Genomic DNA, 26,631 nt, shown 5'->3' on the forward strand with positions numbered 1-26,631 from the left:
AGACTGTCCCACGTGAGCTCAGTGGCGTCAGCGAGTTCCTCTTCGATGATCTCGTTGCACAGATCGATGCACTCATCGCAGATGTACACGCCGGGGCCAGCGATGAGCTTCTTCACCTGCTTCTGGCTCTTGCCGCAGAACGAGCACTTCAGCAGGTCCCCGCCGTCGCCGATGCGTGCCACCCAGCCACTCCTCAAAACTAAGGCCGCCCCGTCGGTGCCGCTCACGCGAACCGTGCGGAAGCCGAGCTCCCGATGCCGTCCACGACCGGGGCCACGGACGGGGCGATCTGTGTGTCGCTCTCCGCCAGACTAAGCGAAAAACCGGACCGGCTTCACCACCGGGCTGTCCCAGGCGGGTCAAAGACCGGTCCGGCTCGCTGACTTCCGACCCGCCGAACTCCCCCGGGACCTCGGGAACGGACGGCCGGGACCGAAGTCGGCACCGGCCGCCCGGGGGAGCGGCCGACAGCGCCCTACTTCATCGACGCCTTGCGGTAGGGCAGGACGAAGTCGATGATCCCGTAGTCGACCGCCTCGTCGGCGGTCAGGATCTTGTCGCGCTCGATGTCCTTGGAGATCTGCTCGGCCGAGCGTCCGGTGTGCCGGGCCAGCGTGGTCTCCAGCTGGGAGCGGATCCGGGTGATCTCGTTGGCCTGGATCTCGATGTCGCTGGCCTGACCGTGCATGGCCTCGGTGGCGGGCTGGTGGATCAGGATGCGGGAGTTGGGCAGCGCGCCCCGCTTGCCCTTCGTGCCGCCCGCGAGGAGGATCGCGGCGGCCGAGGCGGCCTGCCCGATGCAGACCGTCTGGATGTCGGGGCGCACGAACTGCATCGTGTCGTAGATGGCCATCAACGAGGTGAACGAGCCACCCGGGGAGTTGATGTACATCTGGATGTCCCGCTCGGAGTCGAGCTGTTCGAGGGTGATGAGCTGGGCCATCAGGTCGTTGGCCGACGTGTCGTCGATCTGCACGCCGACGAAGATGATCCGCTCCTCGAAGAGCTTGTTGTACGGGTTCATCTCCTTGACCCCGTACGACGTCCGCTCCACGTAGGACGGCAGGACGTAGCGGCTCTGCGGAGCCATCGAGGCCGCGCCGCCGATGAGACTGGGGTTGAACTCGGTCATTTCACGCCTTCCACGCACTGCGCCGTTCCTGGATGCAGGTCCGACGGGATCAACTCTGGGGACGGTCCGCGGTCACGTCGAGCGTTCCCTCCAGGACCTCGTCGATGAAGCCGTACTCCTTGGCCTCCTGCGCGGTGAACCAGCGGTCCCGGTCGGCGTCCTTCTCGATCTGCTCCGGCGACTGTCCGGTGTGCTCGGCGATCTTGCCGATGAACATCTTCTTCACGTACAGGAGCTGATCGGCGAGGATCCGGATGTCGGAGGCCGTACCCCCGATACCGCCGGACGGCTGGTGCATCATGACCCTGGTGTGCGGCAGGGCGTACCGCTTGCCCGGGGTACCGGCGCACAGCAGCATCTGGCCCATCGAGGCGGCCAGGCCGATGCCCACGGTCCGGACGTCGTTGGGGATGTACTGCATGACGTCGTAGATCGCCATACCCGCCGTGACGGAACCGCCCGGCGAGTTGATGTACATGGTGATGTCCCGGTGGCGGTCCTCTGCGGACAGCAGCAGGAGTTCACCGACGAGACGGTTGGCGATCTCGTCGTCCACCTGGTCGCCGAGGAAAACGATTCGCTGGCGCAACAGGCGCTGAGGCGTCTGCTCAGTAAAAGGGGAAAACTGCGGCTCGGACGCGCGGGCGTCGAATCGCGGGGACTCTTCAAAGGTCGGCGGCACTCTCGTCACCTGCTCCGGAATCGAAACGGTTGCGATACAGCGACACTAACGCCGACGGGTACCGGGGTCGCACCGATACCGTGCCTGTTCGCTTTGAGCGCAGGGTGGAACAAGCGCCACACGGGGTTTTCCTCCGAGAGCGAACGAGAACGGGCCCCGCCCGACCCGAAGGTCGAACGGGGCCCGTGGGCACGCGGCAGGCGGGGACTACTTGGTCTCCTCGCCCTCCTCGTCCTTGGCGGACTCGGCCTCCTCGGCGGCGACCGCGGCGGCGGCCTTGGCGGCCTCCTCGACGGCCTCCCCGTCGCCCTGGGCCTTGTCCTGCTCGATGACGTTGCCGTCCTCGTCGGTGACCTTGGCCTCGGCCAGGACCAGGTCCATGGCCTTGCCGCGGACGACCTCGGTGAAGGCGACGCGGATCTGGTTGGACTCGACCAGGTGCTGGGCGAGCTGGTCCGGGCTCACGCCCATGCGCTGGGCCTGCTCGAACACGTACTGGCTGAGCTCGCCCTGGTCGGCGCTGAGCTCCTCCTGGAGGGCGAGCTGGTCGAGGATGAACCCGGCCTTGACGGCGGAGCGGGCACCGGTGGTGAGCTCCTCCTCGAACTCCTCCTCCGTCTTGCCCTGCGACTCCAGGTAGGACTCCTTGGTGAGCCCGCTCTGGGCGAGCTGCTGTTCCAGGCTCTGGCGGCGGCGGGTGATCTCCTCGTCCACGACCGACTCGGGCAGCGGGATGTCGACCGACTCGATCAGCTTCTCCAGGGCCTTGTCACGGGCCGCGGAGAGCTGCTGGATGCGGCGGACCTCGCCCATGCGCTTGCGCACGTCCTCGCGCAGCTCGTCGATCGTGTCGAACTCGCTGGCGAGCTGGGCGAACTCGTCGTCGAGCTCGGGCAGCTCCTTGACCTTCACACTGTGCACGGTGACGGTGACGTCCGCCTCCTTGCCCTCGTGCTCGCCACCCACCAGGGTGGTCTTGAAGGTCGCCTCGTCACCGGCCTCCATGCCGCGCAGGGTCTCGTCGAGGCCCTCCAGCATGGTGTTGGTGCCGACCTCGTAGGAGTAGCCGCTGACCGCGACGTCCTCCAGCTTCTCGCCGTCGATGGCGGCGGAGAGGTCGATCGAGACGTGGTCGCCGTCCTGGACGGGGCGGTCGGCCCCGACGAGGGTGGAGAAGCGCTCACGGAGCGTGCCGATCTGCTCGTCGACCTGCTCGTCGGTGACCTCGGCGCTGTCGACGGTCACCTCGATGCCCTTGTAGTCCTCCACCTCGAACTTCGGCCGGACGTCGACCTCGGCGGTGAAGGCGAGCTCCTCGTTGTCCTCCAGCTTGGTGACCTCCACGTCGGGCTGGCCGAGCGCGAAGAGTTCCTCCTTCTGGATGGCCTCGTTGTAGAGCTCCGGAACGGCGTGGTTCACCGCTTCGCTGATCACCGCGCCGCGGCCGACGTAGCGGTCGATCAGCCGCGCCGGCGCCTTGCCCGGGCGGAAGCCCTTGATCCGGACCTGCTTGGCGAGCGACTTGTACGTCACGTCGAAAGCGTGCTCGAGCTCCTCAAAGGGGACCTCGATGGTCAGCTTGACCCGGGTCGGGCTCAGCTCCTCGACATCGGTCTTCACGGGGCGGTACTCCTAGTTTGCCGGCTGGTGTCCGCGTCGGCCCGCATGCGCGCCACACACAACGGCGAACGGCACGCGCGCACCCCGGCCAGTCTGGTGACCGCGTTCTCCTGGGGTGCCCTGCGACGGGCTGGGACTTACAGTTTCCTGCTGATCGCACCAAGTCTAGGGCAGACAGACAGGAGGCCACGGCGCACGGCCAGGGGCCGCTGCCACGGATGGTTTCGTCGGGGTGGCGGGATTCGAACCCGCGGCCTCATGCTCCCAAAGCATGCGCGCTAACCAAGCTGCGCTACACCCCGTGCACCTGACGACGATCGCACACCCCACCGGTGTGCGATCAACGCCCCGGAGACTGTACTCTTGTCTCCGTCGGCTCCACGAGTCTAGAGGAAACTCAGGGGCTCCGGCGCCACGCGGGCGTAGTTCAATGGTAGAACTCCAGCCTTCCAAGCTGGCCATGCGGGTTCGATTCCCGTCGCCCGCTCCGCGAGAGGCGAGCTGTGTGTCATCCGGCACCGGCTCGCCTCGCCGTTCCACCCGGGGGACGACCCCCACACCCCCGCCCCGCGAGAGGCGAGCTGTGTGTCATCCGGCACCGGCTCGCCTCGCCGTTCCACCCGGGGGACGACCCCCACACCCCCGCCCCGCGAGAGGCGCACCGTGCGCCATCCGACACCGGCTCGCCTCGCCGTTCCACCCGGGGGACGACCCCCACACCCCCGCTCCGCGAGAGGCGCACCGTGCGCCATCCGACACCGGCTCGCCTCGCCGCCTCAGAGCCTCTCGGCGACGGTGACCCGGAAGTGGAACTCACTCGTCATCCCGGTGACCCGCACGAGGTACTCATCGGCGCTGAGCCGGTACACCGCCCGGTCGCGTTCCGACCAGGGAAGCGGCGGCACGTGCTCACGGGCGCTCCTGGCCGCCTCCTCCCTCGCCTCCTGACGATCCCCGACCACCCTCTCCGAACCGAGCCGCCAGCGAATCGACTGACCGTAGCTGCTGTTCTCCTCGATGAGCACCGCCCACGACATACGCTCCGCCTCCTCCTCGGTGATCCGACACCGAATCCGACCCGCTGCGCCCCCACCCGGTTCCCGGTGATATCCGCCACACCCCGCCTCGCGAGGCCCCACAAGCACGCGAATCCGGCTCGGCCCCCACCCCGGAGAGTGGAATAGCCGTGCCGGACGGGTACGTTGATCCATCGGGTGAGCCCGTCGGCGCGACCAGGCACGGGCGCCCTCGACACTGCGCGGAACGGTGACTGGATGACGGACACGAACGCGACGGGCGGCACGGCGACCCCCCTCAGCGCGCACTGGTTCGGCCCCCACGAGCCTCCCGAGCGACCGGTCGTGGTCACCGGGGTCTTCGACGTCCTCCACGTCGGACACGTCCGCTTCCTCCAGAGCATCGCCGAACGCGGGCTCCCGCTGACCGTCGGCATCGAGTCCGACGAGCGCGTGCGCGCCTGGAAGGGACCGGGACGCCCGGTCAACCCCGCCGAGGAACGCGCCGAGACCATCGCGGCCCTCGGCTGCGTCGCGGCCTCCTTCATCATCCAGGGACCGCCCGAGGTCGCCGACTGGGCCGCCTACGCCGACGTCCTGCGCCCCCTGGCCCCCGCCGCCCTGGCCTACACGGCGGGCGACCGCTACACCCAGGCCAAGATCCGCGGCGCCGACGCCCTCGGCGCGCAGGCATGGGAACTGCCCTTCACCCCCGGCCGCTCCACGACCGCCGCGCTCGGCCGCCTCGCCCACGCGCTGTAACCTCCCCGAACGCCCCTCACTCCGGACCGAAGGGCCGCTCCCTCCCCACGGGAAGCGCTCCTGCGGCACCGGTGTTGACGCGTGCGTGGCGAACCGGCGAGACGAACAACGAGGCTGCTCATGATGTCAGGCAGGCCCTCCTACCGGGCCCTGGTCAACGACGGGAGCGCCCGGGGGCACCAGCTGCCCCCCGGCATCACCCGGCGCATCATCTCCTACGCCCGCCCCCACTGGCGGTCGATCGCGCTCTTCCTCCTGGTCACCGCCGTGGGCGCGGGCATCGTGGTGGCCAACCCGCTGATCCTCAAGGCGATCATCGACCGGGGCATCCTGCCCGGGAACACCTCGCTCGTGGTGTGGCTGGCCGCCGCGGCGGCCGGACTCGCGGTCCTGGAGGGGACGCTGAACCTCCTCGGGCGGTGGCTGTCCTCGCGGATCGGTGAGGGGGTGATCTACCAGCTCCGCACCCAGGTGTTCACACACGTCCAGCGGATGCCGCTGTCCTTCTTCACCCGGACGCAGACGGGGTCGCTCATCAGTCGGCTCAACACCGACGTGGTGGGCGCCCAGCGGGCGATCACGTCGGTCCTGCAGTCAGTGGTGTCCAACCTCATCAGCGCGACCGCCGTCATCGTGACCATGATCGCGCTGTCGTGGCAGGTGACACTGGTGGCGCTGGCCCTGGTGCCGCTGTTCGTCTTCCCGGCGAAGCTGATCGGCCGCAGGCTCGCGCACATCTCGCGGGACGCGATGGACACCAACGCCGACATGAGTTCGCTGATGACCGAGCGGTTCAACGTCGGCGGGGCGATGCTGGTCAAACTGTACGGCCGCCCCGAGGAGGAGTCGGCGGGTTTCGCCCGGCGGGCGGCCCGCGTCCGCGACCTGGGGGTACGCCAGGCGGTGTACGGCTCGCTCCTGTTCAGCCTGCTCGGGCTGATCACGGCGCTGGCCATGGCGATGGTCTACGGCGTCGGCGGCGTGCTGGCGATCGGCGGCGCCTTCGAGGTCGGCACCCTGGTCGCGCTGACCACCCTCCTCGCCCGCCTGTACGGGCCGGTGACGACGCTGTCCAACGTGCACGTGGAGATCATGACGGCCCTGGTCTCCTTCGACCGGGTCTTCGAGGTGCTCGACCTGGAGCCGGGCATCGAGGAGAGCCCGAACGCCCGCCCCCTGCCGGACGGCCCGCTCACGGTGGAGTTCGAGCACGTGTCGTTCCGCTACGCGGGCGCCGGGGAGCCCTCGGTCGCGTCCCTGGAGGCGACCCCGCAGGCGCTGGTCGAGGGCGACACCCAGGTGCTCAGCGACGTCTCCTTCCGCGCCGAGCCCGGCACGATGGTGGCGCTGGTCGGCCCGTCCGGTGCGGGCAAGACCACGTTGACCCACCTGGTGTCACGGCTGTACGACCCGACCGACGGCCGGGTCCTCGTCGGCGGGCTGGACCTGCGTGAGGCGACCGGGGACTCGCTGCGCGAGGCCGTGGGCGTGGTCACCCAGGACGCGCAGCTGTTCCACGACACGGTCGGCGCCAACCTGCGGTACGCCCGCCCGGAGGCCACCGACGCCGAACTGGAGGAGGCGCTGCGGAAGGCGCGGCTGGGACCGTTGCTGGAACAGCTGCCGAGCGGTCTGGACACGATGGTGGGCGACCGCGGCTACCGGCTGTCCGGCGGTGAGAAGCAGCGGCTGGCGATCGCCCGGCTGCTGCTCAAGGAGCCGTCGGTGGTCGTGCTGGACGAGGCGACGGCGCACCTGGACTCGGAGTCGGAGGTGGCCGTGCAGGAGGCGCTGTCGGCCGCGTTGGCCGGACGCACGTCGCTCGTGATCGCGCACCGGCTGGCGACAGTGCGGGAGGCCGACCAGATCCTGGTGATGGAGGACGGCCGGATCCTGGAGCGGGGGACGCACGAGGAGCTGTTGGGGCTGGGCGGCCTGTACACGGCGTTGTACCGCACGCAGTTCGCCCCGCAGCGGGGGTAGTGGGGGAAGGAAGGGGCCGGGGTTCGACGGGGCCGGGGGAGGCTAGCCCTTCTTCCCGCCCCTCTTGTTCTTCTCGGCCTTCTCGGCCTTCCCGTTCTTCTTGGCCTTCTTCGGCTTCCGGTCCTTCGTGGTCTTCTTCCCGCCGTCCCGCTTCGACCCGGCGGCCTCGGCCGCCTTCTTCGCCTTCTTCTCCGCCTTGCGCTCGGCCTTCTTCCGCTCCTTCTTGGCCTTCTTGGCCTTCTTGGCGTTCTTGGGCCGCTTGCGCTTCTTCGGCTTCTTGGCGTCCTTGGAGGTGACGTGGTCGACGAGCGCGTCGGGCAGCGGGGCCAGACCCGGGCCGCCCCGGGAGATCCAGTCGTCGATCGCCTCGACGAGCGCGTCGTCGGTGATCTGGCCGAGCCACACCGGGCGTCCCCCGGCGGCACGGCCCTCCTGCGAGGGCTGCACGACCACGACGTTGCCCTGGAAACAGATGCCCAGGCACTTGCTGGTGCGGACGGGCACGGGCCGTCCCGACCGGTCGTCGATGGCGCTGAGCCGGGCGAGCTGCGCCTTGTGGTCGACGCCCGGCACCTTCTTCTTCTTTCCGCAGCAGCAGCCGCGGCAGACCGTGAGCTGACAGGGCCGCCCGCCGAGTTCGCTCACACCCGCACCGCCTCACATTAGGTTCGCCTTACCTCATCAGCGTAACCTCGTGACAAACCAGGTCTGACCAGCGGAGACAGGGTCTCATCCGGACGGTGCGGGCGGGGGACGCCGAGGGGCGGGCCAGCGGGTCCGTGGACCAGCCGTGCCCGCCCCGGGTGGGCGACACCCCTCCCTACTTGTCCTTGTTCTCCTCAGCACGCTTGCGCAGGTACTCCGTCGCGGCTCCGGCGCCCTTGTCGATCTTCTCGTCGTGGGCGCCGCCCGTGGCCTTCTTCGCGGCCTCGGCGGCCTTGCCGACGACCTTCTGCGCCTTGTCGGCGTTGTCGTCGACGGCCTTCTTCAGCCGGTCGAACGCATCTCCGGTACCGGACATGGAATCCCCCCTAGATCCGTCCTGCTCCTACCGCGATACCCGCTCCACCGGCCGTTTAAGCGGAGAGCGCCGCCAACGGCACGGTGTGTACCGGACCCGGCTCAGATGCCCAGGACCACGCGGGCGACGGAGAAGTAGATGATCAGACCGGTGGCGTCGACCAGCGTCGCCACCATCGGCGAGGAGACCACCGCCGGGTCCACGCCCACCTTGCGCGCCAACAGGGGCATGGACGAGCCGATGATCGCCGCCCACGTGCACACCGCGATCACCGAGCAGGCGACCACCACGGCGACGTCGAACCCCACCAGGAGGGAGCCGATCCCCAGCGCGAGCGCGGCCAGGACGACACCGAGCAGCAGACCGACCCGGCCCTCCTTCCAGATCACCGCCGGAAGGTCGCGTACGCGCACCTCGCCGACGGCCAGGGCGCGCACGATCGCTGTGGCCGACTGGGCTCCGACGTTACCGCCGGTCCCGATGAGCATGGGCACGAACATCGCCAGCGCGGTGACCGCCTCCAGGGTGTCCTCGAAGACCTGCATGACGTTGACGGTCAGGGTGGCCGCCACGATGAGCAGCATCAGCCACACCACCCGCGCCCCGACCAGGCGCACCACCCCGACCGAGACGTAGTGCTCGGCGACCGGGCTGGCGCCGGACTGGCGGGCCATGTCCTCGGAGTCGGCCGCCTCGATGACCTCCAGCGCGTCGTCGAACGTGAACAGGCCGACGAAGCGCTCCTCGGAGTCCACCACCGGCAGGGAGACCAGGTTGGCCTCCTGGATGAGGCGGGCGGCGTCCTCGACCGGCTCGGTGGCGCGCACCCGCGGCGCGAGCACGTCGACCAGGTCCTTGAGCACCGTCTCGTCGTCGCTGACGACCAGGTCGCTGAGGCTGACCGTGCCGACCAGGCGGCGGCCGTCGCTGACCACGGGGAGGGTGTAGATGGTCTCGGCGTCGGCGCCCTTGGCCCGGACGACCTCCAGCGCGCGGCCCACGGTCAGGTCCCGGTGCAGGATGACCGTCTCCGGGGTCATGTACCGGCCGACGGAGTCCTCCGGGTAACCCAGGAGCGCCGCGGTCATCTTCCGTTCGGCGGGGCTCAGCCCGGCCAGGGCGCGGGTGGCGACCTTGGCGGGCGCCTCTCCGATGAGGCGGGCCCGGTCGTCCGGGTCCATCTGCTCCAGGAGTTCGTGGAAGGCGGAGTCCCGGAGCCCGCTGAGGACGATCTGCTGCTGGCCGGGGTCGAGCTCCTCGAAGACCTCCAGCTCACGATCCTTGTCCAGGAGTCGGAAGGGGATGATCGCGTCGCGGTCGGACATGCGGGTGAGTTCGTCGGCGATCTCGTAGGGCCTGTGTTCGGCCAACCAGAGCCTGATTCCGGTCAGGTCGTTGTTCTCGACCAGTTCGTTGAGCTCGTCAGCGCGCTCGCCGTCTGCCATACGAAGCACCCCCCTGCGTGTCCAACGCCGCGCGGGCACGCCCACGGGCAGCCTGTGTCGTCTCTCGTCTCCTCCGGCACGGCACCGCCTCCCCGAGGACGGGCACGGGCAGCCGCCCGTACGTCGGCACCGGGAGGTGGAGAGGGTGGGCACGGCGGCCCCGGGAGGGTCGTCGGCCGCGCCGGGATCGGGAGTCGGGTCGACCCTATCGCCCGCAGCGGCACGTGACCGCACGCGAGAGCCTCGGCGGGGCGTCTAGTCGCGCCAGAGGACGACCAGGGCGCAGTCGTCGTTCTTGTCCTTGCTCAGGACGTCGACGACCTCTCCGGCGCCGGTCGCGAAGCCCCTGCCGACGACCGACTCGGCCGCGCCGAGGAGGCGGTCGATCCCCGCGTCGAGGTCCTCTCCGGGCGTCTCGATGAGGCCGTCGGTGCAGAGCATGATGGCGTCACCCGGCCTGAGCTTGCCTTCGACGGAGGAGTAGGTCATCTCCGGGATGACCCCGAGGACGACGCCCTTGGCCTCGGTGGTGCTCCACACGCCGCAGCCGCTGTCGTAGTGCAGGGCGGGCGGATGCCCGGCGGAGGCGATCTGGAACTCGCCCGTGTCCAGGTCCACGCTCAGGTGGACGGCGGTGACGAATCCCTCACCGCCTCCGTCTCGGATGAGGTAGTCGTTGCAGTGGGAGAGGAAGTCCCCGGTGGGCACGGAGCCGATGAGACCGCTGAACGCGCCGGAGAGCATCAGCGCCCGGGTTCCGGCGTCCACGCCCTTGCCGGAGACGTCGACGACCGCCACGTCGAGCCGGTCCTCCCGGCGGATGGAGACGACGAAGTCGCCGCCGAAGGACGACCCGCCCGCCTGGCGCAGGACGGCGGTGCGGCCCCAGCCGTCGGGCAGTTCGGGCAGCCGGCCCTGGTGCCGCAGGCGGTCGCGCAGGTCCAGCAGCATCATCTCGCCGCTGAGCCCCTGCACACCGAGGCGTTCGCGCACCCCGGACAGCAGGTAGGACAGGACCGCGGTGACGCCGATGGTGACCAGCAGGCCGGGGCCCACCTGGCCGAAGTCGAGCATGAACGCGACGAACAGGAGCACCGCCGCGACCACGGTGAACAGGAAGGCGAGGCTCTTGCGCTTGAGCAGGAGGCCGCCGGCCAGGACGGTGAGGATCGTGGAGCTGGGCGGGAACCAGCCGGGGGGACCCCACACGGCGCCCACGCCGATCCCGACCGCGAGGGTGACCAGGGTGATGAGCACGAGCCGGTAGCGGAAGAGCACCTTGCGCCGGAGCACCGCTACGAGCCGCTGCGTGGTCGTACGCAACAGCCGGGCGATCTTGGCGGTCGGTGTGGGCTTCATGTGTCCCCTGGATCGGCACTCCCGCGGGCACGCGGGCGGTTCGGGTCTCGGTCGGTAGGGCCCGACGGAGGCGGAGGCTCTCGGTACCGGGCCGGGCGGTGGTCGGATGCGGGGCACGCCCTGATCTCCGTGGCCGGGGGCGGCGCCGTCGTCGCCGCGCCGCGGACGATGCGAGGCCGGCCACTGTGCACGAACTGTAGCGCGGGGGCGCGAACGTGGCACGCGCAACCAGCGGTGTTCTCTCCCATAACCACAGGTTTAGGTTGAACCGATAACCGAGAGTAGGGTTTCGGCCGCTGTTCCTCCAGGGATCTGGTGGGTTTTCCGGGACGATCATCCTCTCTCGGACACAAACCGTCCGACCGGGCCCTCTCCGCGGCGAAGCGCCCGAACCCGGGCACGGACGCGCCCCCGCGCCGGGCGGCACGGGGGCGGGCCGGAGCGGGATACTTACGGAAGGGGCGGGAGTTCGCCGGACTCCTCGTAGGTGGAGAGCATCCCGATGCGGCGGGTGTGCCGCTCCTCGTCGCTGTAGGGCGTGGAGAGGAACACCTCCACGAACCGGGTGGCCTCCTCCAGGGAGTGCATCCGGCCGCCGATGCCGAGCACGTTCGCGTCGTTGTGCTCACGCGCCAGACGGGCGGTGTCCTCACTCCAGGCCAGGGCGGCGCGGACGCCCTTGACCTTGTTGGCGGCGATCTGCTCGCCGTTGCCCGACCCTCCGATGACGACGCCGAGCGAGCCCGGGTCGGAGGCGACGCCCTCGGCGGCGCGCAGGACGAAGGGCGGGTAGTCGTCCACGGCGTCGTAGACGAAGGGCCCGGCGTCGACGACCTCGTGCCCGCGCTCCTTCAGCCAGGAGACGAGGTGTTCTTTGAGCTCGTAGCCCGCATGATCTGATCCAAGGTAAACACGCACGTGCACAGTCTGGCAGGTCAGGCGGGCGGCGGACACCGCGCCCCGCCCCTTCCGGCGCGGAGGGGGCGGGGCGGGCGGTGTTCCGGCGGGTTCCCTCAGGAGGTGGCGGCGGCCGCGACGCTCAGACCGAGGGCGGCGAAAAGCGCCATGGAGACCAGGGCGATCAGGTTGTACACCACCATGGACTTGATGTCCTTGGCGAGGGGTCCTGCCTTGGAGACCGCGGGCTTGTTGCTCAACTCACACCTCGTTTGGGTTCGACCGGGGGATGTCCGGTCCGCATCTTTCCACACCCCACAACGCGCCGATCACCGGGGCCGATTCCTCGCTCGCCGGATTCGACCATGTGAATCTGGGCATATCCGACCAGGTCGGGGCCGGGACGGCGGTCAGAGTTGGATCGACTTGACCTCGCAGAACTCGTCGAGACCGGCCAGACCCCACTCACGCCCGTTCCCGGAGCGCTTGTAGCCGCCGAAGGGCGCGCGCGGGTTGAGCGCACCGCCGTTGACCTCGACCTGGCCCGCGCGCAACCGCCGGGCCACGGCCAGGGCGCGGTCGGGGTCGCCCGACCAGACGGCCGCGTTGAGCCCGTACACCGTGTCGTTGGCGATGGCCACCGCCTCCTCCTCGGTGTCGTAGGGGATGAGGGCGAGCACCGGGCCGAAGATCTCCTCCTGGGCGATGCGCATGTCGTTGCGCACGTCGGCGAAGACGGTCGGGCTGACGTAGTAGCCGCGCTCGCGCCCCTCGACGGGGTCGGCGCCACCGGTGACCAGACGGGCGCCCTCCTCCACGCCGAGGCGCACGTAGTCGCGGACGCGGTCGAGCTGGGCAGCGGAGACGAGCGGCCCCATCCGGGTGGCCTCGTCCTCGGGGTCGCCGGGAACGTACCTGGCGGCGGACTCGGCGGCCAGGCGCACGGCCTCCTCGTAGGAGTCGCGGTGCACGAGCATGCGGGTGAGCGCGTTGCAGCTCTGCCCGGTGTTGCGCATGACGTCGGCGACCCCGCGCTTGACCGCCTGGGTGAGGTCGGCATCGGGCAGCACGACGTTGGGGGACTTGCCGCCCAGTTCGAGCGCGACGCGTTTGACGGTCTCGGCCGCGACCTGGCTGACCCTGGTCCCGGCGCGGGTGGAGCCGGTGAAGGAGACCATGTCCACCCGCGGGTGGGCGGCGATCGCCTCGCCGACGACCGGGCCGGTCCCCGACACCAGGTTGAACACGCCCGCGGGCAGACCCGCCTCGTGCAGGACCTCGGTGAGCGCGTAGGCGGACAGCGGCGCCACCTCGCTGGGTTTGAGGACCACCGTGTTGCCCGCGAGCAGCGCGGGGACGACCTTGAGCACGATCTGGTGCAGCGGATAGTTCCACGGGGTGATGGCCCCGACGACGCCGACGGGCTCGCGCACGATGAGCGAGTTGCCCTGACGCTCGCCCTCGAAGTAGCGGTCGCCGACCTCCTCGACCAGGTCGACGAAGGTCCGGAACATCAGGGCGGGCAGGCCCGCCTGGACCTTGCGCGCGAACCCGACGGGCGCGCCCATGTCGCGGGTCAGGACCACGGCGATGTCGTCGACGCGGGCGTTGTACAGCTCCAGGGCCTTGGCCAGGTGGGTCACCCGCTGGCCCGGGGTGAGCGCCGACCACGCGGGCAGGGCCGCCGACGCGGCCTTGACCGCGGCGTCGACGTCCTCGGTGGATCCGGCCGGGACGGTGTCGATGACCTGCTCGGTCGCCGGGTTGAGCACGTCCAGGCCCTCGTCGGAGGCGGACGGGCGCCAGGCGCCGTCGATGTAGAGGGAACGCATGTGACCACTCTCGCAGAACGCGATTCTGGTTGGCCAGCGTTCGGGGCCGGGCCGGTGGTTTCCCGGAAGGGGACGCGCCCCCGGGCGTGTCGCACGGGGGCGGTGTCGCTTGGAAGGCCCGGGAACGGAGCCGGGCCGGGGCGCCCGGTCGGCGCCCCGGCCGGACCGGGTCAGTCCCAGTGCGGCGGGCGTTCGGCGACCAACCGCGCGGTGTCGTCGTCGGAGTCGTCCTCACCCCAGCCCAGCGACCGTTCGTCGCCGGTGGTGTCGGGCAGGATGTCGAGGTCGTCGAAGAAGTCGACCGTGCGGTCGCCGTCGGGTCCGGACATGGTCACGCCCCCTGGTCGGTCCAGCCACCGTGTCCGCGACGCGGACGGGTGGGTACGGGTACATCCCCTCCGGGCGGTGCCGTGCCCGCCCGGATCAGCACCCTAGCCGAAGCTACTCGAAACTCGGGTCAACGGTACGGGTGCGCTTGAGCTCGAAGAACCCCTCGACCCCGGCGACCAGGCGCACCCCGTCCCACAGCCTGGCCGCCTCCTCGCCCCGCGGCGTCGGGGTGACGACGGGGCCGAAGAAGGACACGCCCTCCACGCTGATCACGGGTGTGCCGACGTCCTCGCCGACCAGCCGCATCGCCTCGGCGTGGGAGGCGCGCAGGGCCTCGTCGTACTCGTCGGACCCCGCCGCCGCGGCCAGTTCCTCGGGCAGACCGGCGTCGGCCAGGGCGGCGCGGTAGGTCGCCTCCTCACGCGGCTCGCCCCGCAGGTGGAACCGGGTGCCCAGGGCGGTGTACAGGTCGCCCAGGACCTCCGGTCCGTGCTTCTGCCCGGCCGCCACGCACACGCGGACCGGCCCCCACCCCGTGTCGAGGAGCTGACGGTACCCCTCCGGCAGCCCCTCCCGCCCCTCGTTGAGCACGGACAGGCTCATGACGTGCCAGCGCACCCGGACCGGGCGCACCCGCTCGACCTCCAGGAGCCAGCGGGAGGTGATCCAGGCCCACGGGCACAGGGGGTCGAACCACATGTCGGCGTGGGTGACCCCGTCCTCGGAGGAGGTTTCGGGGCGGTCGGGGGACTGCGTCATCGCTGACTCCTCGTCACTGTGGGTTCGGGCGGCCGCACGGGATCCGCTGAGAGTGGACAACCACCCGTGCTGGTTGCGCATTCCGCGTCGGCGCGTGGCAGGATCGGGATCGAGTTGATGACGACCGCCGACCCCGGCGCGGCCCGCCCCCGCGGGCGCCCGCCGCGGTCGGCGACGATTCCGGCCGGCGACGACGGCGGCCGTGGAGGGAGCGTGGCGTGGCGGGGAACCTGACACGGGACGAGGCTCGGGAGAGGGCGCGGATCCTGAGCGTCGACTCCTACACGGTGGAGCTCGACCTGACCACGGGTGAGGAGACCTTCCGGTCCACCACCGTGATCCGCTTCTCCAGTTCGCAGGCGGGCGCCCGGACCTTCGTGGACCTGACCGCTCCGAAGGTGCTCTCGGCGACGCTCAACGGCCGCGAGCTGGACCCCGGCGAGCTGTTCGACGGCGAGCGCCTGCTCCTGCCAGAGGTGGCCGCGGACAACGAGCTGACCGTCGTGGCCGACGCCGCCTACATGCGCACCGGCGAGGGCCTGCACCGGTTCGTCGACCCGGTGGACGAGTCGGTGTACCTGTACACCCAGTTCGAGACCGCCGACGCGCACCGCATGTACGCGTGCTTCGACCAGCCGGACCTGAAGGCGACCTTCGAGCTCACGGTGTTCGCGCCCGATTCCTGGCACGTCGTGTCCAACAGCGCGCCCGACGTCGAGCGCGAGGCCACCGGCACCGAGGGCCGGGTGCGCTGGCACTTCCCCGCCACCCCGGTCATGTCGACCTACATCACCGCGCTCGTCGCGGGCCCCTACCACGTGGTGCGCGACGAGCACGACGGCATCGAACTGGGGCTGTTCTGCCGCGCCTCCCTGGCCGAGCACCTGGACGCCGACGCCCTGTTCGACGTCACCAAGAAGGGCTTCGACTTCTTCCACGGCCTGTTCGACCTGCGTTACCCCTTCGGCAAGTACGACCAGCTGTTCGTGCCCGAGTTCAACGCGGGCGCGATGGAGAACGCGGGCGCCGTGACGTTCCTGGAGGACTACGTCTTCCGCTCCCGCGTCACCGACGCCCGCTACGAGCGCCGCGCGGAGACCATCCTCCACGAGATGGCGCACATGTGGTTCGGCGACCTGGTCACCATGCGCTGGTGGGACGACCTGTGGCTGAACGAGTCCTTCGCGACCTACGCCAGCGTGTACTGCCAGGCCAACGCCACCAAGTGGACGGACGCCTGGACGACCTTCGCCAACGTGGAGAAGGCGTGGGCGCTGCGCCAGGACCAGCTGCCCTCGACCCACCCCATCGCGGCCGACATGGTCGACATCCAGGCCGTCGAGGTCAACTTCGACGGCATCACCTACGCCAAGGGCGCCTCGGTGCTCAAGCAGCTCGCGGCGTACGTGGGCGTGGACGCGTTCTTCGCCGGGGTGCGCGCCTACTTCAAGGAGAACGCCTTCGGCAACACCGAGCTGAAGGACCTGCTGCGGCACCTGGAGGCCGCCTCCGGCCGCGACCTGTCGGGCTGGTCGCGCGAGTGGCTGGAGACCACCGGCGTCAACACGATGCGCCCGGAGTTCGAGGTCGGCGACGACGGCAACTTCACGTCGTTCACGATCGTGCAGGAGGCCGCCGAGGAGCACCCGACCCTGCGCTCCCACCGGCTGGCGGTCGGCCTGTACGACCGCACCGACGACGGGATCACCCGCCGCGAGCGCGTGGAGCTCGACGTCAGCGGCGCCCGCACCGAGGTGCCCGCACTGGTCGGTATGGCCCGGCCGGACCTGGTCCTGATCAACGACGACGACCTCACCTTCACCAAGATCCGCCTGGACGACCGGTCGCTGCGCACCGTGGTCGAGGCGGTCGGGGAGATCACCGAGTCGCTGCCGCGCGCGCTGGCCTTCGGCGCCGCCTGGGACATGACCCGCGACGCCGAGATGGCCGCCCGCGACTACGTGGACCTGGTCATCTCCGGGATCGGCGGCGTGGACGACGTCATGGTCGCCCAGACGCTGCTGCGCCAGGCCAACGCGGCGCTGATCAACTACGCCGACCCGGCCTGGCGCCCGGTCGGGTTCGAACGGCTCGGCGAGCGGCTCCGGGAGCTGCTCAACACCGCCGAGCCGGGCAGCGACCTCCAGCTCGCCTACGTCAACGCCCTCGCCGACACGGCGCGCACCGACGCCCACCTGTCGCTCGTCCAGGGGCTGCTCGACGGCGCGATCACCGTGGAGGGCCTCACGGTCGACACCGACCTGCGCTGGACGCTGCTGCGCCGCCTGGTCGCCCAGGGCAGGCTCGGCGAGGCGGAGATCGCCGCCGAGCTGGAGTCCGACCCGACCGCCACCGGTCAGCGCCACGCCGCCGGAGCCCGGGCCGCCATCCCCACCGCGGAGGCCAAGGCCGCCGCCTGGGAGCGGATCGTCGGAGCGGACCTGGCCAACGCGGAGTTCCGCGCCACCCTGCTCGGCTTCACCGAGCCCGGACAGGCCGAGCTGTACCGCCCGTACATGGAGAAGTACTTCGCCCAGCTGGCCCCGGCGTGGGAGAAGTGGACGGGCGAGTTCGCGCAGTCCTTCGCCGAGATGATGTACCCCAGCAGCCTCATCGAGGAGGCGACGCTGGAGCGCACGGACGCCTACATCGCCGAGAACGACCCGGCCCCGGCGCTGCGCCGTCTGCTGGTGGAGGGGCGCGCGGGTGTCGAGCGCGCGCTGCGCGCCCGCGCCAAGGACATCGCCGCGGGCCGAAGCCGGTCCTAGGCACCGCGGGCGACGGCCCCGGGGGCGCCGAGCGCGCTCCCGGGCGCCCGTCCCGGCCACGGCGCCCGACCGGTCACAGCACCCGGCCCTGGCCGCCGCCGACAGGCCCCAGGGTCCGCCGGATCCGCGCCACCGTGCGCGGGTCGGCGAGCAGCTCGTCGACGAGCACCGGCTCGCCCTCGCCGCTGGTGAGCGGGATCCGCCAGTTCGGGTACTCCGTGTTCGTACCGGGCTGGTTCTGCATCCGCCGCTCCCCCACCACGTCGGTGAGCGCCACCCCCAGCATCCGCGCCGGGGTCGCCACCAGGTAGGCGTGCATCGCCGCGACCACCGAGGCGGGATCGGTCACCGGATCCACGTCCTCGTCCAGCAGGCCCAGCTCCACCAGCAGCGACCGCCACCGGTCCACGCGGTCCTCGGAGTCGGCCAGCTCCTCGGCCAGCGGCCGGTCCAGCAGCCCCAACCGGTCACGCAACTCCACGTGTTCGCCCGACAGGAACGACGCCACCGGCGGCAGATCGTGGGTGGCGACCGTGGCCAGGCAGTCGGTGCGCCACTCCTCCGGACCGCGCGGCTCACCCTCGGCGTCCTGCTCGAACCACAGCACGGAGGTGCCGAAGATCCCCCGGTCGGAGAGGTGCTGGCGCACCCAGGGCTCCACGGTCCCCAGATCCTCGCCCACGACCACCGCGTCGGCGCGGCGGGCGGCCAGGGCGAGCGTGCCCACCATGCCCTCGTGGTCGTACCTGATGTAGGTGCCCTCGGCCGGTTCGGCGCCCTCGGGCACGCACCACATGCGGAACATGCCCATCACGTGGTCCACGCGCACCCCGCCCGCGTGCCGCAGCGCCTGGCCGATGATCTGGCGGAAGGGCGCGTAGCCGAGTTCGGCCAGGACCCGCGGATGCCAGGGCGGCTGTCCCCAGTCCTGGCCGCGCCGGTTGAACTCGTCCGGTGGCGCGCCCGCGTGCAGACCGCCCACCAGCGCGTCCCCGTACATCCACGCGTCCGCGCCGCCCGCCTGCACACCGATTGCGAGGTCGTGCACGACGCCCAGCTCCATGCCGCCCCCGCGGGCCGTGCTCTGGGCCTGGGCGAGCTGCTCGTCCAGGACCCACTGGAGCCAGCGGTGGAACTCCACCACCGGCCACCTGCGCAGGGCCTCCTGCCCCACCGCGTGCGCCCCGACGTCGCGCAGGTGGGCGGGCCAGGAGCGGAAGTCGCTGCCGTACTCCTCGGCCAGGGCGCACCAGGTGGCGAACTCGACCAGGGGTTGGCCCTCGCGTTCGAGGTAGGCGCGCAGCGCGGCCTCCCGGCCGGGCGCCCGGGGCACCTGGAACAGGACCTCCAGCGCGGTGCGCTTGGCCTCCCAGACCGTGTCCCGGTCGAGCAGGTCGGCGGTGCGCCCGCGCTCGCGCAGGGGACGGGCCAGGCGTTGGATGCCCTCCCGTTGGGCGGGGTCGAGCCGGGCGTACTCGGGGATGTCCTCCACCCGGACGTAGAGCGGGCTGGCGTAGCGGCGGCTGACCGGGAGGTAGGGCGAGGGCTCCAGCGGGCTGACCGGCTCGGTGGCGTGCATCGGGTTGACGAGCACGAAGTCGGCGCCGAGGTCGCGCGCGCCCCAGTCGGCCAGTTCGGCCAGGTCACGCAGGTCACCCGTCCCCCATGAGGCGCGGGAACGGACACTGTAGATCTGGGTCATCAGCCCCCACAGTCGGCGGTTCCCCCGCAGGGCGCTGGGTTCGATCCGGTCGGGGACCACCAGCAGCGGCGCGTCGTGTTCGGCTCCGCCGTCCTCGACCCGCAGGGTGTGCACGCCGAGCGGGAGTCCGGGGTCGAAGGGCAGCACGGAGCCGTCGGCGGTCTCGACGGCGCTGCGGGAGCCCTCCGGCAGCACCAAGTCGGGCGCCTTGCCCTCGCGGACGACCACGGCCGGGGGAAGCGGCCGTGGTCCGGTGCCGGGCAGCGGCTCCCCCGGATCCACCCCCAGGGCCGCCAGGACATGGCGGATCGTGTCGGGGCTGACGGACACGCGTTCGCCCCGCCAGTCCTCGTAGGTGGTCGCGACACCGTACTGCTCGGCCACGCGGGCCAGCTGAACGTCCCTCACAGCAACCGATCATGCCCTACCCGGGCCCGCGTACACCGGACGACAGCCCGGCGTGGGGCCAGAACGTCCGCTCCACATGGTCGCAAAACCGATCGCCGCCCGTCAGCGCCCTGTGCATAATGAGCGGGGTGCTGTCCAACTACCGGCGCGTCTTCGCCGTTCCCCACGTCCTGTCCCTGCTGACCTGGTCGCTCGTGGCACGGTTCTACATGCCCGGGTTGATGATCGCGGTCACCTTCCTGGTCGAGGGGTGGACGGGGTCCTACACCTTCGCCGGGCTGGTCGCGGGTGCGTTCACGCTGGGGATGGCGCTGGTCGGTCCGCTGCGCGGCAGGATGGCCGACCGGGGTGACAGCGCCCGGCTGGTGCTGGTGTGCAGCGCGGTGTTCAGCGCGGGGCTGCTCGCGCTCGCCCTGATGCCGGGCTCCCTGTGGTGGCTGGCGGTGCCGCTGGCCCTGTTCACCGGGGCGTTCGGCTCCCCCGCCAACCAGATCGTCCGGGCCCTGTGGCCGAGGCTCACCTTCGGCGCCGAGCGCAACGCCATCTACGCGGCCGAGGCGACCACGCAGGAGCTGCTCTTCGTCTTCTCCCCCGTGCTGACCGCCGGTGTGGTGGCCTACGCCGGTCCCCGGTGGGCGCTGTCGCTGCTGGCGGTGCTGGCGCTGGCGGGGGCGGTCGGGTTCGCGCTCTCCCTGCGCCGGGCCGGTGTCGCCGCCCCGGCCCCGGCGCCGGAGGTCCCCGCCACCGGCGCGGCCGCGCCCCGCCGGAGTCTGCTGCGCTACCCGGCGCTGTGCGTCCTGCTGTTGATGTCCCTGCTGATGATCTGCGGGATCGTGGGCGTGGACCTGGTCATCGTGGCCTGGGCCAACGAACTGGACTCCCCCCAGTACGTGATGGTGCTGGCGTCGGTGTGGGCGCTGGGCTCGCTCGTGGGCGGCGCGGTCGCCGGAGGGCTGAGGGGACGGCCGCGGCTGGTGCGGCGGAGTCTGGCCGCGGCGCTGGGCCTGGCGGTCCTGGTGCCGTTCACGCCACCGGTCGTGCACCTGCCCACTCCGCTGTGGATCACGCCGCTGCTGTTGCTGTCGGGGATGGCGATCGCGCCCACCGTGGCGGCCGTGATGGGGCGGCTGGGCGACGTCTCCCCGCCGGACCGGCGCGCCGAGGCGTTCGGCTGGCTGGCCTCCGGGATGGGTGTCGGCAGCGCCGCCGCGGGCCCGATGATCGGCGCGCTGATCGACGGCTTCGGGGTGGCGGGCGGCGCCGCAGGCGCGGCGGTCGTGGCGGCGCTGGCCGCGGCGCTGAGCCTGTTCGTCCCCTCGGCCGCGGAGGACCCGGCCTCCGCCGGGACCGGGGCTCCCGAGGGCAGTGAGCCGGGGACGGGACCGACCGCCCCGGCCGTCCCGGAGTCCTAGTCGAGGCCCGGTGGGAGGCGGTGCGCCCAGGGCCGGGCCTCCTCCAGCTGGGCCGACAGCGACAGCAGGGTGCCCTCCCCGCCCATCCGGCCGGTGAGCATGACGCCGACCGGCAGCCCGTCCGGCGACCAGTGCAGGGGGACGCTGACCGAGGGCTGGCCGGAGACGTTGTACACCGACGTGAAGGGGGTGAACTCGGTCATGCGGCGGAACTCCTCCTCCGGGCCGCCCCGGTCGAAGTGTCCGATCGGAACCGGCGGCAGCGCCAGGGTGGGGCTGAGCAGCACGTCGTAGGGCTCGGTGGCGGTGATCAGCGAGCGCACCCCCCGCTGGAGCCGCACGCAGGCCGCGACGTAGTCGGGCACGGGTGTGGCGCGGGCGCGCTCCCGCAGCCAGCGGGTGATCGGTCGGAGCTCGTGCTCGCGGTCGGGGTCCACGGGGCTGGCCGAGGCCATCGCGGCCCAGAGCACGCCGAAGTCCTCGGGGAAGGAGCCGCCGAAGTGGGCGTCGCCCGGGGTGGGGATCTCCTCCACCTCGTGGCCGAGTTCGGTGAGCAGGTCGCCGGCGGCCTCGTAGGCCGCCCGGACGTGGGGGTGGACGGGGACGCCGACGCTTCCGGCGTCGGCGTAGCGGCCCACGCGCAGCCGTCCCGGAGCGCGGCGCGCGTGGTCGACGAAGGTCTGACCGGGTGGGAGCGGCGGAGCCCCGTAGAGGTCTCCGGGCCGCGCACCGGCCATGGCGTCGAGCAGGAGCGCCGCGTCCAGCACGGTGTGGGTGAGGGGCCCGGCCGTGGACAGGCCGAGCAGGTCGGGTTTGTGGGGGCCGCCGGAGATCCGTCCCCTCGTGGGTTTGAGGCCGAACAGCCCGCACGCGCTGGCGGGGATGCGCAGGGATCCGCCGCCGTCGCTGCCGTGGGCGGCGGCGGCCAGGCGGGCGCAGACCGCGACGGCGGCGCCGCCGCTGGAGCCGCCGGGGGTGCGGTCGGTGTCCCAGGGGTTGCGGCTGGGCGGGGCGACGTCGTTCTCGGTGTAGCAGGTGCACCCGAACTCGGGGGTGTTGGTCTTGCCGAGCAGGAGGGCGCCCGCGGAGCGCAGCGCGGCGACCGCGCCGTCGTCGAGGGGGGCGGGCGCGGGGTCGACGGCCCGGGAGCCGAAGGTGGTGGGTGCTCCGGCCATCAGGTCCAGGTCCTTGACGGGGAGGGGCACGCCGAGGAGCGGGGGGAGGGTGTCCGGCGTGTCGTGCATGACCCGCTTCTCCGCATATTGGGCCTGTTCGAGCACCTGTTCCGGACTAACCGCAATGAACGCCCCGTAGGTCGGATCGAGCCGCTCGATCCGGTCCAGACAGTGCTCAGCGATCTCACGAGGGGACAGCTCTCGACGGCGCACCAGGTCGGCGAGCCGGTATGCCGGGAGTTCGTGGATCTGGGTCATGATCCACCAGATTAGCGGGCACGCCACGGGGCACCACGAGGATGGCGGCCCCTCTCCAGAGAGACCGTCGAAACGGTGGTTCTTCCCCGCGATCCGGTGCACCGACACGTATGCGCCCCGGAGACGTGGGAAGAAAAGTGTGAGAAGTCATGCACTAGGACTCGGATATGGATGGAACTAACCTGTCCGACGTGGAATCGGCAACGACAGAGAACGATCGCACCCAACCGAGCAGCGCACCGTCTCCGGCGGAAAGCCCAGAAGATCTCTTTTTCCTCAGCCAACGCAAGAAAAACGACAATTCGGGAGCACGGGCACTCTACGGAACCCTGAAGTCCAACGACACCGTCCGCAGGTGGACCATCCGCACGGCCGTCGCCGCCGTGGTCGCGCTGGCGCTCGGCGTCCTCGCCTCCGACTGGCGGGTCGGCGTCACCCTCGGCCTGCTCACCCTGGCCGGGATCACCGTCCACAGCGCCCGACGCGAGTCCGAGGTCCCCCGGTGGCGCAAACCCTCGGCCGCCCAGCGCAAGACCGAGGCCCAGCTCAGGGTCATGAAGCAGCTCGGCTACCGCGTCCTGCACGCGCGCGCGGTCCCCGGCGGCAACGGCCAGATCGACCACTTCATCGTGGGCCGCCGCGGCGCCTTCGCCGTCGACTCCGAGTCCTGGGACCGGCGCCTGCCGCTGCGCAACAAGCTGGAGAAGCTCTACCACGGCCGCTTCAGCAAGAACGAGCGGATCGACGAGGCCCTGGAGGAGGCCGAGCGGGCCGCCGAACTCATCAACCGGGAACTGGGCCGCGAGATCAAGGTGCGCGCCGCACTCGCCATCTACGGCCCCGGAATGCCCTGGGACAGCCACCGGCTGCGCGGCGTCGACATCATCACCGGCACCAAGGTCCGCAAGTGGCTGCGCACGGGCCGGGACCGGTTGAGCGAGAGCGAGATCGAGGAGATCTACGAGGCCGCGAAGAAGGTCCTGCCGCCCCGCTACTGAACCCGTCCGGGGAGGGCCCGGGGGAGGCACGGCGCCGTGCCTGCCCCGGGCCCTCCGCACGTCCGCACCCCACTGGCGGGTCCGGGCCGGGGCGAGGCGGTCGCACAGCAGTCCGTCGTCTCATGATGCGGACAGCGCGTCTTTGACTCCGAGACCGCACCACCGCTTCGGGGCGACTACCATCGAGGGGAAACACCCGGAACCGATGGGAGCCCACCCCATGCCCGCGCTACGATCACGCACGGTCACACACGGCAGGAACATGGCAGGCGCGCGCGCCCTCATGCGCGCCACCGGCGTGGAGCGCGAGGACTTCGGCAAGCCCATCGTGGCCGTGGCCAACAGCTTCACCGAATTCGTCCCCGGCCACGTCCACCTGCGCCAGGTCGCCGACGTGGTCGCCCAGGCGATCCGCGAGGCGGGCGGGGTGCCGCGCGAGTTCAACTCCATCGCCGTCGACGACGGCATCGCGATGGGCCACGGCGGCATGCTCTACTCGCTGCCCAGCCGCGAACTCATCGCCGACTCGGTCGAGTACATGGTCAACGCGCACTGCGCCGACGCCCTGGTGTGCGTCTCCAACTGCGACAAGATCACACCCGGGATGCTGCTGGCCGCGCTGCGGCTCAACATCCCCACCGTGTTCGTCTCCGGCGGCCCCATGGAGGCGGGCAAGGTCACCGTGGTCGACGGCACCGCCACCACGGTCCGCAAGCTCGACCTGATCAACCCGATGATCGCGTCGGCCGACGAGAGCGTCTCCCAGGCGGAACTGGACGAGATGGAGGAGGCGGCCTGCCCGACCTGCGGGTCCTGCTCGGGCATGTTCACCGCCAACTCGATGAACTGCCTGACCGAGGCGATCGGCCTGGCCCTGCCGGGCAACGGCACCGTGCTGGCCACCCACACCGCGCGCCGCGCCCTGTACGAGGACGCCGGGCGCCTGGTCGTCGAGGCCGCCAAGCGCTACTACGAGGACGACGACGCCTCCGTCCTGCCGCTGTCCATCGCCACCCCGGCCGCCTTCGGCAACGCCATGGCCCTGGACGTGGCCATGGGCGGCTCCACCAACACGATCCTGCACCTGCTGGCCGCCGCGACGGAGGCCGGCGTCGACTTCGGACTCCCGGAGATCGACGAGGTCTCCCGCCGTGTGCCGTGCCTGTGCAAGGTCGCGCCGAACACGGAGAAGTACCACATCGAGGACGTCCACCGCGCGGGCGGCATCCCCGCCATCCTGGGCGAGCTGGCCCGGGGCGGTCTGCTGGACACCTCTCTGCCCACCGTGCACGGCAAGACCGTCGGCGAGTTCATCGCCGAGTGGGACATCGCCACCGACACCGTCAGCGACCAGGCCGTGGAGCTGTTCCATGCCGCACCCGGCGGGAAGCGCACCACCAGGGCCTACTCGCAGAGCACCCGCTGGGACAGCCTGGACACCGACCGCGAGAGGGGCTGCATCCGCTCCGTGCCGCACGCCTACACCAAGGACGGCGGCCTGGCGGTGCTCTTCGGCAACCTCGCCCCCGACGGCGCCATCGTCAAGACCGCCGGTGTGGAGGAGGAGCTGTGGACCTTCTCCGGACCCGCGAAGGTGTTCGAGTCCCAGGAGGACGCCGTCGAGGGCATCCTGTCCAAGCGGATCGAGCCCGGTGACGTGGTCGTCATCCGCTACGAGGGCCCCAAGGGCGGCCCGGGCATGCAGGAGATGCTGTACCCGACGAGCTTCCTCAAGGGCCGCGGCCTGGGCAAGGCGTGCGCGCTCATCACCGACGGCCGCTTCTCCGGCGGCACCTCGGGGCTGTCCATCGGACACGCCTCGCCGGAGGCCGCCGCCGGGGGCGACATCGCCCTGGTCGAGGACGGCGACATCATCAGCATCGACATCCCGAACCGGGGCATCGTGCTGGAGGTCGCCGAGGACGAGCTCGACTCCCGCCGGGAGCGGCTGCTCAAGGAGCTGGGCCGCTTCCAGCCGCGCGACCGCCAGCGCCCGGTGACGGCGGCGCTGCGCGCCTACGCGGCCATGGCCACCTCCGCCTCCACCGGCGCGGCGCGCGACGTCTCACAGATCGAACGCTAGGGCGGGCTCCGAGACCTCTCGGGGTCCCGAGGTCCCGCCCCGGGGCTGCGCGTCGCTCAGGAGCAGCAGCCGCCCCCGCAGCACCCTCCGCCACCGGAGGGCGCGGGGGCGGCGGCGCGTCCGCCCACCGCCACGGTCGACAGCAGGCGCACGGTGTCCTCGTGTCCGCGCGGGCAGTCGGCGGGATCACTCGCGTGGTCCATCGGACGGGAGACCTCGAAGGTGGTGCCGCACTCGCGGCAGCGGAAGTCGTATCTGGGCATGTGGTCAGGATACGACCCCGTCGACCACCGAACGGATGCGGCGGCCGGCCCCGGTCAGCCACCTCCTCGGCGGTGCGGGCGGGCCCGGCCCGACACACGACCGCCCTCGGCGCGGTCGCGTCCGCGACCGGGCACAGCCGAGGGCGAGGGGCAGCCGCGGGGCCGGACGGGGACGCCTGACCCCGGCCCCGGGCCGTCAGGCCGCCAGGTGGGCCATGTAGGGCTCCCACTGGGGGTCGCCGTGCAGGTCACCGTTGATCAGCCGCCAGTGCGGACCCTTGGGCACCTTGGGGGTGATGTGCAGTTCCCACCCGAGTTCGTCCAGGAACTTGTCGGCCTTGCGGTGGTTGCACGGCTTGCACGCCGCCACCACGTTCTCCCACACGTGCGCCCCGCCGCGGCTGCGCGGGATGACGTGGTCGATCGTCTCGGCCTTCTTCCCGCAGTAACCGCAGGTGTGCCGGTCCCTCCGCATGAGGGCCACCCGCGTCAGCGGCACCCTGCGTCCGTACGGGACGCTGATGTAGCGTCTGAGCCGGATGACCGACGGCACGTCGTACGACCGCGTCGCCGAGTGCAGCATCGCCCCGGCCTCGTCTCCGTGCACGACCTCCGCCTTCTCCCGCAGGACGAGCAGGATCGCCCTGCGCAGGGGAAGGGTCGTCAGTGGTTCGAAACTGGCGTTGAGCAGCAGCACGTGACGGCGGGCGGTCGGTGGGCCACCCT

The 26,631-nt window shown here is 71.2% G+C and carries 24 protein-coding genes and 2 tRNA genes; 7 read left to right on the plus strand and 19 right to left on the minus strand.

The features are described from left to right. The 5 genes from DVR05_RS05105 to DVR05_RS05125 all read right to left on the minus strand — a co-directional run. Nucleotides 1-182: ClpX C4-type zinc finger protein (locus DVR05_RS05105; RefSeq protein WP_304598589.1), on the minus strand; the 182-nt coding region annotated here is incomplete at its 3' end. Nucleotides 183-475: 293 nt separating this feature from the next. Then, nucleotides 476-1,132 carry an ATP-dependent Clp protease proteolytic subunit gene (locus DVR05_RS05110; protein WP_116244654.1) on the minus strand — a complete coding sequence of 219 codons (657 nt, stop codon included), beginning with the start codon at nucleotides 1,130-1,132 and terminating at the stop codon, nucleotides 476-478. A 49-nt stretch (nucleotides 1,133-1,181) separates the two neighbouring features. Beyond that, nucleotides 1,182-1,814, minus strand: a complete 633-nt coding sequence (locus DVR05_RS05115; RefSeq protein ID WP_116244655.1) for a ClpP family protease — start codon at nucleotides 1,812-1,814, stop codon at nucleotides 1,182-1,184. Nucleotides 1,815-2,021: 207 nt separating this feature from the next. Next, on the minus strand, nucleotides 2,022-3,434 hold the full coding sequence (gene tig, locus DVR05_RS05120) for a trigger factor (protein WP_116244656.1): 1,413 nt from the start codon (nucleotides 3,432-3,434) through the stop codon (nucleotides 2,022-2,024). 227 nt (nucleotides 3,435-3,661) lie between these two features. After that, nucleotides 3,662-3,736 (minus strand) — tRNA-Pro (locus tag DVR05_RS05125). 114 nt (nucleotides 3,737-3,850) lie between these two features. Between DVR05_RS05125 and DVR05_RS05130 the strand changes: the two genes are divergently transcribed. Continuing rightward, nucleotides 3,851-3,921 (plus strand) — tRNA-Gly (locus DVR05_RS05130). A gap of 289 nt (nucleotides 3,922-4,210) precedes the next feature. On the opposite strand, the gene DVR05_RS05135 is transcribed toward DVR05_RS05130, so the two are convergent. Continuing rightward, nucleotides 4,211-4,471, minus strand: coding sequence for a hypothetical protein (locus DVR05_RS05135; RefSeq protein WP_116244657.1), 261 nt, complete (start codon nucleotides 4,469-4,471; stop codon nucleotides 4,211-4,213). A gap of 237 nt (nucleotides 4,472-4,708) precedes the next feature. On the opposite strand from DVR05_RS05135, the gene DVR05_RS05140 reads away from it, so the two are divergent. Beyond that, entirely contained in the window at nucleotides 4,709-5,212 is a 504-nt protein-coding gene (locus tag DVR05_RS05140) for an adenylyltransferase/cytidyltransferase family protein (RefSeq protein WP_116244658.1), read from the plus strand. A gap of 120 nt (nucleotides 5,213-5,332) precedes the next feature. After that, a complete protein-coding gene (locus tag DVR05_RS05145; protein ID WP_116244659.1) occupies nucleotides 5,333-7,195 on the plus strand; it encodes an ABC transporter ATP-binding protein in 1,863 nt (620 codons plus the stop codon). 42 nt (nucleotides 7,196-7,237) lie between these two features. Here the strand turns inward: DVR05_RS05145 and DVR05_RS05150 are convergent, their stop codons facing one another. The 9 genes from DVR05_RS05150 to DVR05_RS05180 form a co-directional block, all read right to left on the minus strand. Next, entirely contained in the window at nucleotides 7,238-7,768 is a 531-nt protein-coding gene (locus tag DVR05_RS05150; protein WP_369974505.1) for a (2Fe-2S) ferredoxin domain-containing protein, read from the minus strand. Nucleotides 7,769-8,015: 247 nt separating this feature from the next. After that, entirely contained in the window at nucleotides 8,016-8,216 is a 201-nt protein-coding gene (locus DVR05_RS05155; RefSeq protein WP_116244661.1) for an Rv0909 family putative TA system antitoxin, read from the minus strand. 101 nt (nucleotides 8,217-8,317) lie between these two features. Then, nucleotides 8,318-9,661, minus strand: coding sequence for a magnesium transporter (gene mgtE, locus DVR05_RS05160; protein ID WP_116244662.1), 1,344 nt, complete (start codon nucleotides 9,659-9,661; stop codon nucleotides 8,318-8,320). 255 nt (nucleotides 9,662-9,916) lie between these two features. Next, nucleotides 9,917-11,020 (minus strand): PP2C family protein-serine/threonine phosphatase, encoded by a 1,104-nt coding sequence (locus DVR05_RS05165; protein ID WP_116244663.1) that lies wholly within the window; start codon nucleotides 11,018-11,020, stop codon nucleotides 9,917-9,919. A gap of 450 nt (nucleotides 11,021-11,470) precedes the next feature. Then, nucleotides 11,471-11,938 carry a ribose-5-phosphate isomerase gene (locus DVR05_RS05170; protein ID WP_116244922.1) on the minus strand — a complete coding sequence of 156 codons (468 nt, stop codon included), beginning with the start codon at nucleotides 11,936-11,938 and terminating at the stop codon, nucleotides 11,471-11,473. 95 nt (nucleotides 11,939-12,033) lie between these two features. Then, entirely contained in the window at nucleotides 12,034-12,177 is a 144-nt protein-coding gene (locus tag DVR05_RS26915; protein ID WP_198659049.1) for a hypothetical protein, read from the minus strand. A 150-nt stretch (nucleotides 12,178-12,327) separates the two neighbouring features. After that, entirely contained in the window at nucleotides 12,328-13,749 is a 1,422-nt protein-coding gene (locus tag DVR05_RS05175; protein ID WP_116244664.1) for an aldehyde dehydrogenase family protein, read from the minus strand. Between the two features lie 170 nt (nucleotides 13,750-13,919). After that, nucleotides 13,920-14,078 carry a hypothetical protein gene (locus tag DVR05_RS26920; RefSeq protein ID WP_198659050.1) on the minus strand — a complete coding sequence of 53 codons (159 nt, stop codon included), beginning with the start codon at nucleotides 14,076-14,078 and terminating at the stop codon, nucleotides 13,920-13,922. Between the two features lie 112 nt (nucleotides 14,079-14,190). Continuing rightward, nucleotides 14,191-14,838 carry a disulfide bond formation protein DsbA gene (locus DVR05_RS05180; RefSeq protein ID WP_116244665.1) on the minus strand — a complete coding sequence of 216 codons (648 nt, stop codon included), beginning with the start codon at nucleotides 14,836-14,838 and terminating at the stop codon, nucleotides 14,191-14,193. Between the two features lie 218 nt (nucleotides 14,839-15,056). Here DVR05_RS05180 and pepN point away from each other — a divergent pair, with 218 nt between their 5' ends. Beyond that, complete coding sequence (gene pepN / locus DVR05_RS05185) at nucleotides 15,057-17,606, plus strand: aminopeptidase N (protein ID WP_116244666.1); 2,550 nt, start codon at nucleotides 15,057-15,059, stop codon at nucleotides 17,604-17,606. Between the two features lie 73 nt (nucleotides 17,607-17,679). On the opposite strand, the gene malQ is transcribed toward pepN, so the two are convergent. After that, entirely contained in the window at nucleotides 17,680-19,716 is a 2,037-nt protein-coding gene (malQ, locus tag DVR05_RS05190) for a 4-alpha-glucanotransferase (RefSeq protein WP_116244667.1), read from the minus strand. A 128-nt stretch (nucleotides 19,717-19,844) separates the two neighbouring features. Between malQ and DVR05_RS05195 the strand changes: the two genes are divergently transcribed. Next, entirely contained in the window at nucleotides 19,845-21,128 is a 1,284-nt protein-coding gene (locus DVR05_RS05195; RefSeq protein ID WP_232831992.1) for an MFS transporter, read from the plus strand. Here the strand turns inward: DVR05_RS05195 and DVR05_RS05200 are convergent. Next, entirely contained in the window at nucleotides 21,125-22,561 is a 1,437-nt protein-coding gene (locus tag DVR05_RS05200) for an amidase (protein ID WP_116244668.1), read from the minus strand. The two genes, DVR05_RS05195 and DVR05_RS05200, sit on opposite strands and share 4 nt — an antisense overlap. A gap of 167 nt (nucleotides 22,562-22,728) precedes the next feature. Here DVR05_RS05200 and DVR05_RS05205 point away from each other — a divergent pair, with 167 nt between their 5' ends. Together DVR05_RS05205 and ilvD are read left to right on the plus strand one after the other, a co-directional pair. Beyond that, the gene (locus DVR05_RS05205; protein ID WP_232831993.1) at nucleotides 22,729-23,559 is read left to right on the plus strand and encodes a nuclease-related domain-containing protein; all 831 of its coding nucleotides are present in this window, start codon (nucleotides 22,729-22,731) and stop codon (nucleotides 23,557-23,559) included. A gap of 220 nt (nucleotides 23,560-23,779) precedes the next feature. Next, a complete protein-coding gene (ilvD, locus tag DVR05_RS05210; protein WP_116244923.1) occupies nucleotides 23,780-25,642 on the plus strand; it encodes a dihydroxy-acid dehydratase in 1,863 nt (620 codons plus the stop codon). Nucleotides 25,643-25,698: 56 nt separating this feature from the next. Here ilvD and DVR05_RS05215 read toward each other — a convergent pair whose 3' ends face one another. Together DVR05_RS05215 and DVR05_RS05220 are read right to left on the minus strand one after the other, a co-directional pair. Further along, nucleotides 25,699-25,905 (minus strand): zinc ribbon domain-containing protein, encoded by a 207-nt coding sequence (locus DVR05_RS05215; RefSeq protein ID WP_116244670.1) that lies wholly within the window; start codon nucleotides 25,903-25,905, stop codon nucleotides 25,699-25,701. A gap of 196 nt (nucleotides 25,906-26,101) precedes the next feature. Continuing rightward, nucleotides 26,102-26,602 carry an HNH endonuclease gene (locus DVR05_RS05220; protein WP_116244671.1) on the minus strand — a complete coding sequence of 167 codons (501 nt, stop codon included), beginning with the start codon at nucleotides 26,600-26,602 and terminating at the stop codon, nucleotides 26,102-26,104. Nucleotides 26,603-26,631: the final 29 nt, after the last annotated feature.

It is taken from the genome of Nocardiopsis sp. FIRDI 009 (assembly GCF_003386285.1).
Taxonomy (GTDB): Bacteria; Actinomycetota; Actinomycetes; order Streptosporangiales; family Streptosporangiaceae; genus Nocardiopsis.